Annotated in this window: 10 protein-coding genes; 8 read left to right on the top strand and 2 right to left on the bottom strand. The window is 71.7% G+C overall.

What is annotated here, in order from left to right:
• Positions 1 to 15 precede the first annotated feature (15 nt).
• Complete coding sequence (locus tag ACLJQ7_RS41040) at positions 16 to 3,282, top strand: glycosyltransferase (RefSeq protein ID WP_410653589.1); 3,267 nt, start codon at positions 16 to 18, stop codon at positions 3,280 to 3,282.
• Positions 3,283 to 3,527: 245 nt separating this feature from the next.
• Here the strand turns inward: ACLJQ7_RS41040 and ACLJQ7_RS41035 are convergent, their stop codons facing one another.
• Positions 3,528 to 3,959, bottom strand: a complete 432-nt coding sequence (locus ACLJQ7_RS41035) for a metallopeptidase family protein (RefSeq protein ID WP_007028954.1) — start codon at positions 3,957 to 3,959, stop codon at positions 3,528 to 3,530.
• A 116-nt stretch (positions 3,960 to 4,075) separates the two neighbouring features.
• Here ACLJQ7_RS41035 and ACLJQ7_RS41030 point away from each other — a divergent pair, with 116 nt between their 5' ends.
• From ACLJQ7_RS41030 to ACLJQ7_RS41005, 6 genes are all read left to right on the top strand, one after another.
• Complete coding sequence (locus ACLJQ7_RS41030) at positions 4,076 to 4,429, top strand: DUF3499 domain-containing protein (protein WP_073848429.1); 354 nt, start codon at positions 4,076 to 4,078, stop codon at positions 4,427 to 4,429.
• Between the two features lie 72 nt (positions 4,430 to 4,501).
• Complete coding sequence (locus ACLJQ7_RS41025) at positions 4,502 to 5,857, top strand: phosphomannomutase/phosphoglucomutase (RefSeq protein ID WP_410653588.1); 1,356 nt, start codon at positions 4,502 to 4,504, stop codon at positions 5,855 to 5,857.
• A gap of 52 nt (positions 5,858 to 5,909) precedes the next feature.
• Positions 5,910 to 6,131 carry a Trm112 family protein gene (locus ACLJQ7_RS41020; RefSeq protein WP_240599820.1) on the top strand — a complete coding sequence of 74 codons (222 nt, stop codon included), beginning with the start codon at positions 5,910 to 5,912 and terminating at the stop codon, positions 6,129 to 6,131.
• Positions 6,115 to 7,206, top strand: coding sequence for a hypothetical protein (locus ACLJQ7_RS41015; protein WP_410653587.1), 1,092 nt, complete (start codon positions 6,115 to 6,117; stop codon positions 7,204 to 7,206). Before ACLJQ7_RS41020 ends, ACLJQ7_RS41015 begins: the two co-directional genes overlap by 17 nt.
• 66 nt (positions 7,207 to 7,272) lie before the next feature.
• Complete coding sequence (gene manA / locus ACLJQ7_RS41010) at positions 7,273 to 8,535, top strand: mannose-6-phosphate isomerase, class I (RefSeq protein WP_410653635.1); 1,263 nt, start codon at positions 7,273 to 7,275, stop codon at positions 8,533 to 8,535.
• Between the two features lie 423 nt (positions 8,536 to 8,958).
• Positions 8,959 to 9,189 carry a hypothetical protein gene (locus ACLJQ7_RS41005; protein WP_410653586.1) on the top strand — a complete coding sequence of 77 codons (231 nt, stop codon included), beginning with the start codon at positions 8,959 to 8,961 and terminating at the stop codon, positions 9,187 to 9,189.
• Between the two features lie 58 nt (positions 9,190 to 9,247).
• Here the strand turns inward: ACLJQ7_RS41005 and ACLJQ7_RS41000 are convergent, their stop codons facing one another.
• On the bottom strand, positions 9,248 to 12,259 hold the full coding sequence (locus ACLJQ7_RS41000) for a BTAD domain-containing putative transcriptional regulator (RefSeq protein ID WP_410653585.1): 3,012 nt from the start codon (positions 12,257 to 12,259) through the stop codon (positions 9,248 to 9,250).
• A gap of 142 nt (positions 12,260 to 12,401) precedes the next feature.
• Between ACLJQ7_RS41000 and ACLJQ7_RS40995 the strand changes: the two genes are divergently transcribed.
• On the top strand, positions 12,402 to 13,316 hold the full coding sequence (locus ACLJQ7_RS40995; RefSeq protein WP_410653584.1) for a cation diffusion facilitator family transporter: 915 nt from the start codon (positions 12,402 to 12,404) through the stop codon (positions 13,314 to 13,316).
• Positions 13,317 to 13,446 lie beyond the last annotated feature (130 nt).

Below are 13,446 nucleotides of genomic sequence, written 5' to 3'. Positions count from 1 at the left end.
CATCTGGAGTGCCCGTTGTCCCGCACTGCCGCGTCACCTGTGTTGCGCACGGTCCCCGTTCTGGCCATTGTGGTCTGTCACGACGGCGAGAACTGGTTGCCACTGGCGCTTTCCGCGCTGCGGCGCAGCGGAGTCCGGCCGCGGCACATCCTCGCGGTCGACACCGGATCCGCCGACGGGACGGCGAAGATCCTCGCCGACGCGGCGTCCGTAGGCGAAGCGCCGGTCTTGGACGGAATTCTCACACTTTCCCGTGATGTCGGTTTCGGTGCGGCCGTCGGTGCGGCCGTCGAGCACGCCGTCGAACGCTGGGGTGATCCCGGCGGCTGGCTCTGGCTGCTGCACGACGACTGCGCGCCGGAACCCGACTGTCTCGAAAACTTATTGGCAGCGGCCGAAAATGAGCCAGGGGCGACGGTGCTCGGCCCGCTCGCGGTCGACTGGAGCGACCCGCGGCTCATCGTCGAAGCCGGGTTGTCGACCGACGCCATCGGCCACCGGCAGCAGATCTCACCGGACGAGAACGACACGGCCGTGCTCGCCGTGCCGAGCGCGGGATCGCTGGTGCGGCGCGAAGTCTGGCACGACCTGGGCGGCTACGACCCCCGCTTTTCCTTGCTGCGCGAGGATCTCGACTTCGGCTGGCGCGCCAACGCCGCCGGTGGCCGGGTGCTTTCGGTGCCGGCGGCCCGGCTCCGGCACGCCCGCGCGCTCAGCACCGGGCAGCGCGAACCGGACGCCCTCGGTCTTTCCCTCGCGACGGCGAACCGCGCGCACGGGCTGCGGGTGTTCCTCGTCAACTGCTCCCCACTGTCCTTTTGGTTCGGCCTTTTTCGAATTCCGCTGTTCGCGGTGCTGCGGGCGCTCGCGTTCCTGGTGCTGCGGCGCACCGGCGAGGCGGGCGCGGAACTCGCGGCCGCCTGGCACCTGCTGCGCGGCCGCGGCGGGCTGCGCGCGGCTCGCGCCGAACGCCGGAAGACCGGACGGCCGGGCCACGTCCGCGGGCTGTTCACCGGCCGGACGACGCGGGTGCGCAACGCGGTGCGGGCCGGTGTCGTCGGTCTCGTCCGGCGTGGCGTGGAACGGGATTTCGCCCTCGGGACGGTGCCGGAGAGCGTCGATCAGGAAGGCGCCTGGATCCCGCCGGAGGCGGTGAAGGCCGGGCAGGACCGTCCGATCGGTCCCGGTGCGCTGCCCGCCGGGGCGATGCGCGGTGTCGGCTCGCGGGGGACGGGGTTGCGGCGGCCCAGCGCGGTCGTCGCGGTCGCGGTACCCGAAAAGCCCGCGGGACCGAAGCCGTCGCCGGTGCCACGGGACGGCGGGCGGCGGCCGGAGCCGGAACTCGTGTTCGTCGAGGTGGACCGGAAACGCGTCCTTGGCGCGACCGTGTTCGCCCCGCCGGTGATCATGCTCGCGGTGCTGACGGCCCTCGCGTTCGTGATCAACGGTTCGCGGCTCGGGCTGGACCTCTTCGGCGGGAAGCTGCTGCCGGTCGGCGAGCTCGGCGAGATCTGGTCGTCGTATCTCGCGCCGTGGCACGCGATCGCGGGCGGGACGGCGAGCCCCGCGCCCGCGACGTTGCCGGTGCTGGGCACGCTCGGCGCGATCTTCACGCCGATCGGCGGGCCGGCCGCACTGGTCGCGATCCTGCTGATCGGTGACATTCCCCTCGCCGCTCTGAGCGCGTACGCCGCCACTCGGCACCTTCGCGTGCGTCGGTGGGTTCGCGCCGTCGTGGCGGCGGCGTACGGCGTGCTCCCCGCGGCCACCGCTTCGGTCGCGCAGGGACGGCTCGACGTCGTCGTCGTGCACCTCCTGCTGCCCCTGGTGATCGCGGGCATCGTCGGGCTGCTGGTCCGCGCGGACTCGCGCTGGCTGCACGTTTCCGCCCTGAGCGCGATCGGGCTGGCGCTGATCGGCGCCTTCTCGCCGCTGGCGCACGCGCTGGCGGTCGTCGGGCTCGTGATCGGGTTCGTGGTGCTGCCGTCGCCTGCCGGGCTCGCGCGGCGGATCGCCTCGGTCGGCATCGTGGTGTTCCTGCCGCTGGCGTTGCTGCTGCCGTGGCCGAGTGTGCTGCTGCGGCATCCGGAACTGCTGTTGCACGGGCTCGGCGGCGGCGTGACGGCCGCGTCCGGGGCCGACCTCGCCGGGCTGGACCCTGGCGGTCCCGGCGCGTGGCCGATCGGGGTGGCACTGGTCGCGGCCGCGATCGTCGCGCTGGTGGTCCGGCCGTCGAAGGGCGCGGGCGGCGGTGTCGCGGTCGTCGTGCTGGGTGTACTCGGGCTCGTGGCGGTGCGGTTCGTGGCCGTGACGCCGATGGCGGGCGGCGCGCACGCGACCGGGTACGCCGGGGTGCCGCTGCTGGTGATCAGCGCGGGGTTGCTGTGGACGGTGCTGGCGACCTGGCAGCGAGGCGGGTCCGGGGTCGACCCCGCGCCGTGGCTGGCGAAGGTCACGGCCGTGGCCGGGGTGCTGGTGCTGCTCGCGTTGGCGACCGGTGCGGTCGTCGCCGGACGGGAAGGGCCGTTGCGGGCGGGTGAGCGTCCCTCGCTGGCTCCGGAGATTTCCGCGGAGCTGGCGTCGAGTGGCCGCTCGGTGCTGGTGATCGGCGACGTCGCCCGGCAGACGGGTGGGCGGTTGCCGAGTTTCGGCGACGACGAACTCGCGCCGACGCCCGGTGGCGCCGACCGGCTCGCCTCGTGGCGCCGGGACCTCCTGCAAGGCTCGCCGGACGCGGTGAAACAGGCGTTCGCGGGGGCTTTGGCCTCGGGGGTCTCGTATGTGGTCCTCCCGAGCGGCGCCGACGGCGGTGCTTTCGTCGAACTCGCGCGGGACCTGGTCGCTCCGGCGGCGCCGACTTCGGACGGGCGTCCGGTGCTGCGCTTGCTGCCCGCGGGTGGGCAGGTGGCGTTGATCTCGCCGGAACTGGCGCAGGCGGCCGTGACCGGGAAGGGCGCGCCCGGCGCGTCGCCAGGGGTGGCGCCGGTGCAGGCCGGGCTGCCGGACGTGCGGGTGCGCGTCTCGGAAGGCCCGACCGGGCGGCTGCTCGTGCTGGCCGCGGAGTTCGAGGCGGGCTGGCAGGCGAGCGTGGACGGCAAGGCGGTGCCGATCGTGCGGGCTTGGGGGCACCAGGTCGCGGTCTCGGTTCCGCCCACGCCGTCGGAGGTCGTGGTGGAGCATCAGGGGACGACGCGGAACCTGTTGCTGCTGGCGCAGGTGGCGGCGGTGCTGTTCACGCTGCTGACCGCTGTTCCTACGCGGAGGCGTGCTCCGGTTTCTTGAGAGTCGGGCCCGGGCCCTTGGCCACGCCCGGGGTTCCCAATGTCGCAGCGGGGTCGCTCAGCGTCTCGAATGCGACGTTGAAAACCCTTCTGATCCCCCGCGCTCCTGGGTTGTCCACAGCCCCTTCCCCTTGTGGACAACTCAGCCCTCCGGCGCCGTTTCCGCAGGTCCCGTCGCTGCCCCGCGATACACTGGGCTGGGGACGCCCCCCGGGAAGGGCGGGGGCTGGGGTGCTGAGTTGAGGGTTATTCGCCTTCGATGACGTCGGGTTCGACGCCGAGGTAGCCCGCGACCTGTTCGACGAGGACGTCGTGGACGAGTTCCGCGAGTTCCCCGGGGTCCTTCGCGCGCGCTTCGAGGGGGCGGCGGTAGAGGACGATGCGGGCCCGCGTCGGGAGGCCGGCGCGGTCGACGCCGGCGGGCACGAGTCGCGAGAGCGGGACGGCGCCGTCGTGCAGCACGCCGTCCACTCCGGTCGGTGCGCCATCCGAGCGAACTTCGGGGACGTCGTCGACGGCGACGTCGAGCTTCGTCAACTCGTGCCGCCACCGCGCTTCGATCGGTTCGAGCGCGTCCAAAACCAGCGCGTCGAACCTTTCCGCCCTGCTAGCGGCGGCGGGAAGGGTCGACGGATACAGCGCTCCGCGCAGGCCCCGGCCGTGCCGGTCCCGTCGCATCCGCCGTCGCTGTCGGGAATCACGAGCCGTCGCCACGAACCGAAGGGTACGCGCTCGGCGATTCAAAGTGCGTGTCGCCGGTACGCCCGGCTCGTGACGCGCTATCGTTCTCGATCGTGCGGAGCGTACGAAAGTGTTCGCGAACGGGTTGTCTCGAACCCGCTGTCGCCACGCTCACGTATGCCTACAGTGATTCGACGGCCGTCGTGGGCCCGCTGGCCACGGCGAGCGAGCCGCACTCCTATGACCTCTGCGAGGCGCACGCCCTCCGGCTGACCGTGCCCAAGGGCTGGGAAGTCGTCCGGCACGAAGGCGCCTTCGCCGCCCCGGATCCGTCCGCCGACGAGCTGACCGCGCTGGCCGAGGCCGTGCGCGAGGCGGGCCGTTCCGACAAGCCCGCGCCGGAGCCCGAACCTGAGGGACCCTCGGGCAGGCGCGGCCACCTGCGCGTCCTGCCCGGCCGCGCCTGACACGAGGGCTCGCCGGTAGGCTTTCGAGCGCGCCAGAGGGCGTTGTAACGAGACTATCGGCGGGGAGCAGGCGTGCCAGACCTTTCGGGCATCGTGAAGGCCTACGACATTCGCGGCGTGGTGGGTGAGCAGCTGGACGCGGCACTCGTCCGCGACCTCGGATCGGCGTTCGCCCTGTTGATCAAGCCGGAGTCCGACTCCGTGGTGATCGGCCACGACATGCGTGACTCCTCGCCCGAGCTGTCCGCCGCGTTCGCCGACGGTGTGACCTCCCAGGGCCTCGACGTCGTGTCGATCGGCCTCGCCAGCACCGACCAGCTGTACTTCGCGTCCGGGTCGCTCAACCTGCCGGGCGCCATGTTCACCGCCAGCCACAACCCGGCCAAGTACAACGGCATCAAGCTGTGCCGCTCGGGCGCCGCCCCCGTCGGCCAGGACTCCGGTCTCGCGGAGATCCGCGACACCGTCGAGCAGGGCGTGCCCGCCTTCCAGGGCCAGCGCGGTTCGGTGACCGAGAAGGACGTCCTCGCGGAGTACGCGGCGTACCTGCGCAAGCTCGTCGACCTGTCGGGCAGCCGCCCGCTGAAGGTCGTCGTCGACGCCGGCAACGGCATGGGCGGTTACACCGTTCCGACGGTTTTCGCGGGCCTGCCCATCGAGGTCGTCCCGATGTACTTCGAACTCGACGGCAACTTCCCGAACCACGAGGCCAACCCGCTCGACCCGAAGAACATCGTCGACCTCCAGGCGAAGGTGCGCGAGGAAGGCGCCGACGCGGGCCTCGCCTTCGACGGCGACGCGGACCGCTGCTTCGTCGTCGACGAGCGCGGCGAGCCCGTCTCGCCGAGCGCCATCACCGCGCTGGTCGCGATCCGTGAACTGGAGAAGGAGCCGGGCGGCACCATCATCCACAACCTGATCACGTCGAAGGGCGTCCCGGAGATCGTCGCCGAACACGGCGGCAAGCCGGTGCGCACCCGGGTCGGGCACTCGTTCATCAAGGCCGAGATGGCCAAGACCGGCGCGATCTTCGGCGGGGAGCACTCCGCCCACTACTACTTCCGTGACTTCTGGCGTGCCGACACCGGCATGCTGGCCGCGCTGCACGTGCTCGCCGCCCTCGGCGAGCAGACGGGCCCGCTGTCCGAACTGACGGCGGAGTACTCGCGCTACGCGGCCTCCGGTGAGATCAACTCCACCGTCGACGACCAGGTCGCGCGCATGATGGCGGTCAAGGACGCGTTCGGCGCCCGCGACGGCGTCGAAATCGACGAACTGGACGGGCTCACCGTGCAGCTTCCCGGCGGCGGCTGGTTCAACCTGCGCCCGTCCAACACCGAGCCGCTGCTCCGCCTGAACGTCGAGGCCGCCGACGCCGAGGCCGTGCGGGTGCTGACCGAAGACGTATTGGCGATCGTCCGTGGGTAACGAATATGTCGTGAAAGCACCCATCGAGACGTCCCACAGGTAGGGAGTAACCATGGCCGTCACGTTCGACGCACAGTTGCTGGAGATCCTGGCCTGCCCGTCCCCCGATCACGCGCCGCTGCGGCCGGGAACGACGGCGGACCCGGAAGCCGACGCGCTGACCTGCACGGAATGCGGTCGCGTGTATCCGGTCCGTGATGGAATCCCCGTACTGTTGCTGGACGAAGCCACCGAGCCGACGACCCCGGATGGCGCTCATGCCGACGGTCCCTGACGATTCCCTGCTCGACGATCCCGCGAGGCTGGCCGAGGCCGACACCGCGGGGCTTCTCCGTGCCGCCGCGATGGCGGGCGCCCAGGTCCGGGCGACCGCCGAAGCCGCGGCCGAACTCGGGCTGAGCGATCGCTTGGACGTCGGGCGCCCGCGCTCACTCGTGCTGATCGACCGGCCGGGCGTCAGCCGGACGCTGACCCGGCTGGTCGCCGCGCTCCTGGCCCCGTCGTGCCCGGTGCCGGTGGTCGTCGCCGAGGTCGTGCCGAGCTGGATCGGCGCGCTCGACGTGGTCTTCGCGCATACCGACGACGCCGGTGACCGCGAGCTGGCCGCCTCCTTGGAACGCGCCGCCCGCTTCGGGGCGACCGTCGTGCTGTCCGCGCCCGACGAAGGGCCCGTCGCGGCCGCCGTCGCGGGCAAGGGGCTGCTGCTCGCGCCGAGGTTCCCGGTCCCGCCGGAGATGGCGTTCCCGCGCGGACTCGCCGCCGCCCTGCTCACCGCGAACGCGCTCGGCCTGCTGGTGGCCGATCTGGAGCAGCTCGCGGACCACCTCGACGCGGAGGCCGAGAAGGACTACCTGGCCAGGGATTCGTTCGCGAACCCGGCCAAGGCGATGGCGCTGAAGCTGGCCGAGCGCCAGCCGCTGCTGTGGGGGCTGGACCCGGTCGCGGTCGCCGTCGGCGAGCACGCGGCCCACGCGTTCGCCGCGCACGCCGCCCTCGTCTGTGACGTGGAGGACTATCGCCAGGCGCTGGCCAGGCCCGCTTTGCGGCGGGCGGCGTTGTCCGGGGGCGTGGATCGCGATATCTTCTCGGACCCGGAGGAGGGGGCCGTCGCGACGCCGAGGGTGTTGCTCCTCGCAGTTCGCACTGGGCCCGCCGCCGACGCGGCCCGCTATCAGGCGGAAGACCTGCTGCCCGGCGGCGACGTGATCGCCCCGGCCGAAGAGATCGAAACGGACGAGATCGTGCGTGCGGCCGTTCTCGCGCTCCGTTTCGAGCTGGCCGCGGTCTATCTGGGGCTGGCCGTCGGCAGCATCGGCGGCGCCGGGAGGTACACGCCCGCAACGGCGTGAGTCCCGAGCGCGACGTAAGCAATGAGGGCCGGCACCACCCGTGCCCGGCGAGGAGTTGAGGTGACAGTGGAGCTGCTGCGCAATGCCGTGCGGCCCTACGCGTGGGGGTCGAGAACGACGATCCCCGAGCTGCTGGGGCGTCCGGTGCCGGCGCCGCATCCGGAAGCGGAACTGTGGATGGGCGCCCACCCGGGCGACCCGTCCCACGTCATCGGCCCGGACGGCACCGAGCGGAGCCTGCTGGAGCTCGTCGAAGCCGACCCGGTCGGCCAGCTCGGCACGACCTGCGCCGGCCGCTGGGGCGGCAGGCTGCCGTTCCTGCTGAAGATCCTCGCCGCCGAAGAGCCCCTTTCGATGCAGGCGCACCCGTCTGCCGCGCAGGCGGCGGAAGGCTACGCGCGCGAGGAGTCGGCGGGAATCCCGCGCGACGCTTCGAACCGCAACTACCCGGATCCGACGGCGAAGCCGGAACTCGTCTGCGCGCTGACCGAGTTCCACGCGCTGGCCGGCTTCCGCGACCCGGAGCGCACGATCTCGCTGCTGAAGGCGATCGAGACGCCCGGGCTGGCGAAGTACGCGGTGCTGCTGGAAGCCCAGCCGGATCCGGCCGGGTTGCGGGCCCTGTTCACCACCTGGATCACCTTGCCGCAGGCGGCGCTCGACGAATTGCTGCCCGAGGTCCTCGATTCGTGTGTGAAGCACATTCGGGCACGCGGCGAGTTCGACCGCGAATGCCGCACCATCCTGGAACTCGGCGAGTCGCATCCCCGGGACGCGGGGGTGCTCGCGGCGCTGCTGCTCAACCGGCTCACCCTCAGCGCGGGTGAGGCGATCTATCTGCCCGCCGGGAACCTGCACCTGTACCTGCACGGCACCGCCGTCGAGATCCTGGCGAACTCGGACAACATCCTGCGCTGCGGGCTGACCCCGAAGCACGTCGACGTGCCGGAGCTGCTGCGCGTCGTCGACTTCGCGTGCGGAGAGATGCCGGTCCAGAGCGGCGAACGCGGCGGTGCCGATGGGCCCTCGGCGGGAAAGCCTGCCTCGGACCGGCGCATGTCGGTGTACCGCACCGACGCGCCGGAGTTCGAGCTGTCTCGGATCGAATGGGAGGCCGGGGACGGCGGCGAGGTCGCCGTCCACGACGTCGGCCCGCAGATCCTGCTGTGCACCGCCGGCGGCCTGCTGGTGACGGCGGACGACGGCGAGCAGGTCGAACTCCGCCGCGGCCAGTCGGTGTGGCTCCCGGCCGCCGACCCGGCGGCCCGCGTGCGCCCGCTGTCCGCGGAGCGCACCCAGGTCTTCCGCGCCACCGCCGGCACCTGCTGACCCTGACGCATTTAGACCCGCGTACGGGGCTTGGCCGAAGTGTGTGCGTTCCGTGTGGTGGGTTCCGCAACTATCGCCCGAAGGGGTGACCCGGCGCTTGGCGTCGGCTCGTCCCGGATGTCGATAGCCAAGGAGCAGCAGTAGTGACTTCCCATTCCGACACGGCGAGCGGACGCGCTTACCGGGTGCCGGTCTCCGCGCGCCCCACCGTCTCGCTCGCCGCGCTCGGAGCCGCCGTGGTGACCGTGCTCGTCCCGGTCGTCGACCTGGTGCTCCCGCTGCCGAGCGGTCAGGAGCTGGTCGGCTCCGCGCAGGCGCTGTCGGGGGCCGGCGGGCGAAACGATCGAGTCCGTCAAGGCCGCGGGTTCCGGTCTGCACGGCCTCGCCGCCGGCGCGGAGAGCAGGCTGCGCCTTCCGCTGGTCGTGCTCGTCTCGCTCGGCGCGCAGGTGCTGCTCACGGCCGCGCTGGTGGTCACGGGCACCCAGCCCGTCCGCGTGATGCTGACCGTCGCCGGGCCGATCAACGTCTTCGCGGTCGCGCGGCTCGGGCCCGCCGCGCCGCCGGTGTGGGGCGCCGCGGCCAACGGCGTGCTGGTGATCGGCCTGGCCTGGTTCTCCGCCGGACGGCGCGAACCACGGCTCGCCGCGGTGTGAACCCGGGCTGATGGTGACTTCCGGGTGGTGCCCGTCTGAGGGGTCGGGCACCCCCCGGTCAGGCCGGGGCGGGTTCGGTGAGCGACAACAGCAACCGGACGAGGGTCGAAGCGTTGGCGTCGTGGGGGACTTCCAATCGCTTCGCCTCTTCGCCCGCCGCCTCGGCCGCCTTTGTTTCCCCGACGGCCTCGTACGCCCTGCGCAACACGTGCAGGGTGAGGGCCGTCGCGGGCTTCCCGCCCATGGCGCGGAATTCGTCAAGACACTGGCGCAGCACGGGAATCGCACGATCGGCCCGCCCGTCGCCGATCCAGCTCGCGGCGATCGCGCGGGTGCAGGAAAGCTCCCTCGGTCGTTCTTCGAGCGCTCCGGCCAGCCGTCGCGCGTTCTCGTAAGCCTTCACCGCGTCGTCCCGCCGTCCGGCGCCCGCGAGGATCGCGCCCTGGGTGCGCAACGACTTCGCCAGCGCCGATTCCGCCGTCGTCCGGCGCAGCACGCGGACCGACTCCTCGATCGTCGCCAAAGCCTCCTCCGGGCGGCCGTCGAGCATCAGCGACCACGAAAGTCCTTGCAGGGCAACACCCAGCTGTCGTTCGTCGCCGCGTTCGCGCGCCTGTGCGAGGCTACGCCTGTCGATCTCCAGCGCCTCGGAGATCTTGCCGAGGCGGTGCAACGCCGCGGCCTCCGCCTGCCGTGCGTACGTTCCGCTTTCCTCCACAGTGGACAGTTCGCGGGCCTGGGTCGCTGCGTGCAGGGATTCGCCCGCCCTGCCGAGCCCGACGAGGCAGCGCGCCAGATTCGTCTCGACCCACGCCTGCGCGGAAATGTCGCCCAGCTCCGCCAATTCCTTCGAACATTCGCGGTAGCCCTCGGCGGCGAGCTCGTACTCGCCGCGAACGTGCAGCAGTACCGCCAGATTCGCCTCGGCGACGACCACGATATGCCTGTCGCCGGCCTCGCGGGCGGCGTCGCGCAGCGTCTCGTACGCCGTCCGCATATCGGTGTAATGACTGTGCAAGTACAGGTACGCGCTCAGCCTTTCCAGTATCCGCAACGCTTTCCGCCGCCAGCCGACGGCGCACAGCGACGAGACGGCGCCGACCAGGTTGGCCCGCTCCACGGAGAACCAGGTGCCTGGGTCGCGCAGCAGCCGCTCGACCAATTCGCCGGCCAACGGCTGCTCGGGCACGTCGTGATCCGACAACGGCATCGGCACCGTCCTCGGCAGTCGGCGGGCCGCCGTGTCGGCGAGGCACAGCGCCGCGTCCGACACCTTGGCGACCGTCGCCACCCGCTCGGCGTGGGTCTCCAGCGCCCGGCCGAGTTCCGTGGCGAACACGCGCACGAGGTCGTGGACACGGAACCGCTGCTCGCCGGTCGGATCGAGACCGGTGGCTTCGAGCAGGCTGGCCTCGACGAGTTCGTCGATGGCCTCGTCGGCGTCGTCGCCATCGGCACTGTCGATCAGCGTCGACACCGCCCACGCGGGCAGGTCGAGGGCGCGGCAGCGGCCGATCAGCCGGAACGCGCGCCGCGCCGCCGGGCTCAATGCCTGATAGCTCAACGCGATACTGCCGCGGACCTGGAGATCGCTGACCTGGAGTTCGTCGAGGCGCGAGACCTCGTCCTCCAGTTTCCCGGCGAGCTTCCCGAGCGGCAGACCGGGCCGCATCGCGAGCCTGCTGCCGGCGATCCGCAACGCCAGCGGGAGATTGCCGCAGGCCTTGGCGATGCGTTCCGCGTCCGCGCGTTCGGCGCCGACCCGGTCCGGCCCGGCCAGCCGCGCCAGCAGGGTCACCGCCTCGGCACCGGACAACGGCGCGAGATGCAGCCGATCCGCCCCCGCGAGCCCGGAAAGCCGCCGCCTGCTGGTGATCAGGACCGCGCTGCCCGGCGTTCCCGGCAGCAGCGCGCGAACCTGCTCGGGGCTCGCGGCGTCGTCGAGCACCACGAGGACCCGCCGATCGGCGAGGCGGCCGCGATAGACCGCCGCCCTGGCTTCGACGTCGTCCGGGATGGCCGGGCCGGTGACGCCGAGCGCGCGCAACAGGTCGCCGAGGACGTCGGCGAGCTCGCGAGGGGCGGAGGCGCCCGCCAGCGGGACGAACAGCTGACCGTCCGGGAAGGACCGGCGGAGCCTGTGCGCGGTGGTGACCGCGAGTGTGGACTTGCCGGCCCCCGGTTCGCCGGTGATCACCGCGACCGGGACGCCCTTGCCGTCACCGAGCAGCGCGGAGAGCTTCGCGATCTCGCTCTCGCGGCCGGCGAGATCCGCGATGTCCGGCGGCAGCTGGCAGATCGGGAACACCGGCGCCGCCTTGGCCGGGGGCACCGGATCCTCGCCGCGCAACACGGCGGCGTGCACCCGGCGGACCTCGGCGCCGGGCTCCACGCCGAGCTCCTCGACGAGGGTGGCGCGCAGGTCGCGGTGGACGGCCAGGGAATCGGCCTGCCGTCCGGCGCGGTGCAGCGCGGTCATCAGCTGCGCGGCCAGCCGCTCGCGCAGCGGATGTTCGGTGATCATCGCCTGAAGTTCACCGGCGAGCTCGCCGTGCCTGCCGTCGGACAGTTCGGCGTCGACACAGTCTTCGAAGGCGGCGAGCCGCTCCGACTCGAGCCGGGCTATGTCCGCGTCGAGCCGGGGGACGTGCAGTCCGGACAGGACCGGCCCGCGCCACTCCGCCAGCGCCCGGCGGTAGTGCGCCGAAACACGAGCCGCCGGATCGCCCGCCCGTGCCGCGGCCTTCCCCGCCGCGACGGCTTCACGGAAGGACAGCAGATCGAGGTCGGCGGGCTCGACCACCAGCCGGTAGCCGTGCGGATCCCGCTCGATCTCCAGCCCCTCGAACCGGGCTCGCAGGCGGGAGACGTACGTGTGCAGATTCGAGGAGTACGACTTCGGCGGGGTGCCCGGCCAGAGGGTCTCGACCAGGGCGTCGACCGGGACGGACGAGTTCGCGTTCAGCAGCAGGACGGCCAGCAGGGCGCGCTGGTGCTCGCCGCGCGGCGTCGTGCGCCGCCCGGGCGGGCTCTCGATCGTCAGCGGTCCGAGCACGCCGAATCGCGGCACGGGCACCTCCCCAGGTCATGAAGGGGCGAGACTAGCGAGGAGGCCCGACAATTCTGTGACCTGTCCCGCCCGCCGTGTACGGGCCTATCTGCACTGCTAGCCTTCGAACCCGGCATATCGGGACACCATTGGGGAGTTGCACGTGTCTGCAGGTGGCGGAACCAAGGCGATCATCGCCGCGCTCGTGGCGAACGCCGGCATCGCGGTCGCGAAATTCACCGGCTTCCTCATCACCGGATCGTCCTCGATGCTCGCCGAGTCCGTGCACTCGCTCGCGGACACCTCGAACCAGGGCCTCCTGTTGCTCGGGCAGAAGACCTCACAGCGCAAGGCGACCCGCACCCACCCGTTCGGCTTCGGGCGGGACCGGTACTTCTACTCGTTCATCGTCGCGCTGATGCTCTTCAGCCTCGGCTCGGTGTTCGCGCTGTACGAGGGCATCCACAAGATTTCGCACCCCGAGGCGCTGACGTCACCGCTGGTGGCGGTCGGCATCCTCGTGGTGGCGATCGGGCTGGAGTGTTACTCCTTCTACACCGCGATCCAGGAATCGAAGAAGATCAAGGGCGACGCGGGCTGGTGGGCGTTCATCCGCCAGGCCAAGACGCCCGAGCTGCCGGTGGTCCTGCTGGAGGACGCGGGCGCGCTGTTCGGCCTGGTGTTCGCGCTCGCCGGTGTCGGGCTGTCGGTCGTCACCGGGAACCCGGTGTGGGACGGCATCGGCACCGTCACGATCGGTGTGCTGCTCGGCGTCATCGCGATCATCCTGATCATCGAGATGAAGAGCCTGCTGATCGGCGAAGGCGCCTCCGAGTCCGACCTCGACGTGATCGTCGACGAACTCGCCGCGGGCAAGGTCGAGCGGGTCATCCACATCCGGACGCTGTACATCGGCCCGGACGAGATGCTGGTGGCCGCGAAGCTCGCGCTGATACCGGGGCTGGAGACCGCGGACATCGCGCAGGCCATCGACGACGCCGAAGCGCGTGTGCGGGCGAAGGTGCCGACGGCGAAGTTGATCTATCTGGAGCCGGACCTGGACCGCGCGCTGGCCTGAGCCGTAGGGGACTTTCACGCTCTTTCGCGTGCCATGAAAGGCCCCTTCCTTGCGAAATTTGCAAGGAAGGGGCCTTTCATGGCACGGGGGGAGGGCGAACTCGCGGTCAAGGGCGGGCACGGTCCGCGAC

The organism is Amycolatopsis sp. cmx-4-54 (genome assembly GCF_046548895.1).
Taxonomy (GTDB): Bacteria; Actinomycetota; Actinomycetes; order Mycobacteriales; family Pseudonocardiaceae; genus Amycolatopsis.
Note: the sequence above shows the minus strand (reverse complement) of the source record. Positions and strands in the feature narration are given on the sequence as shown.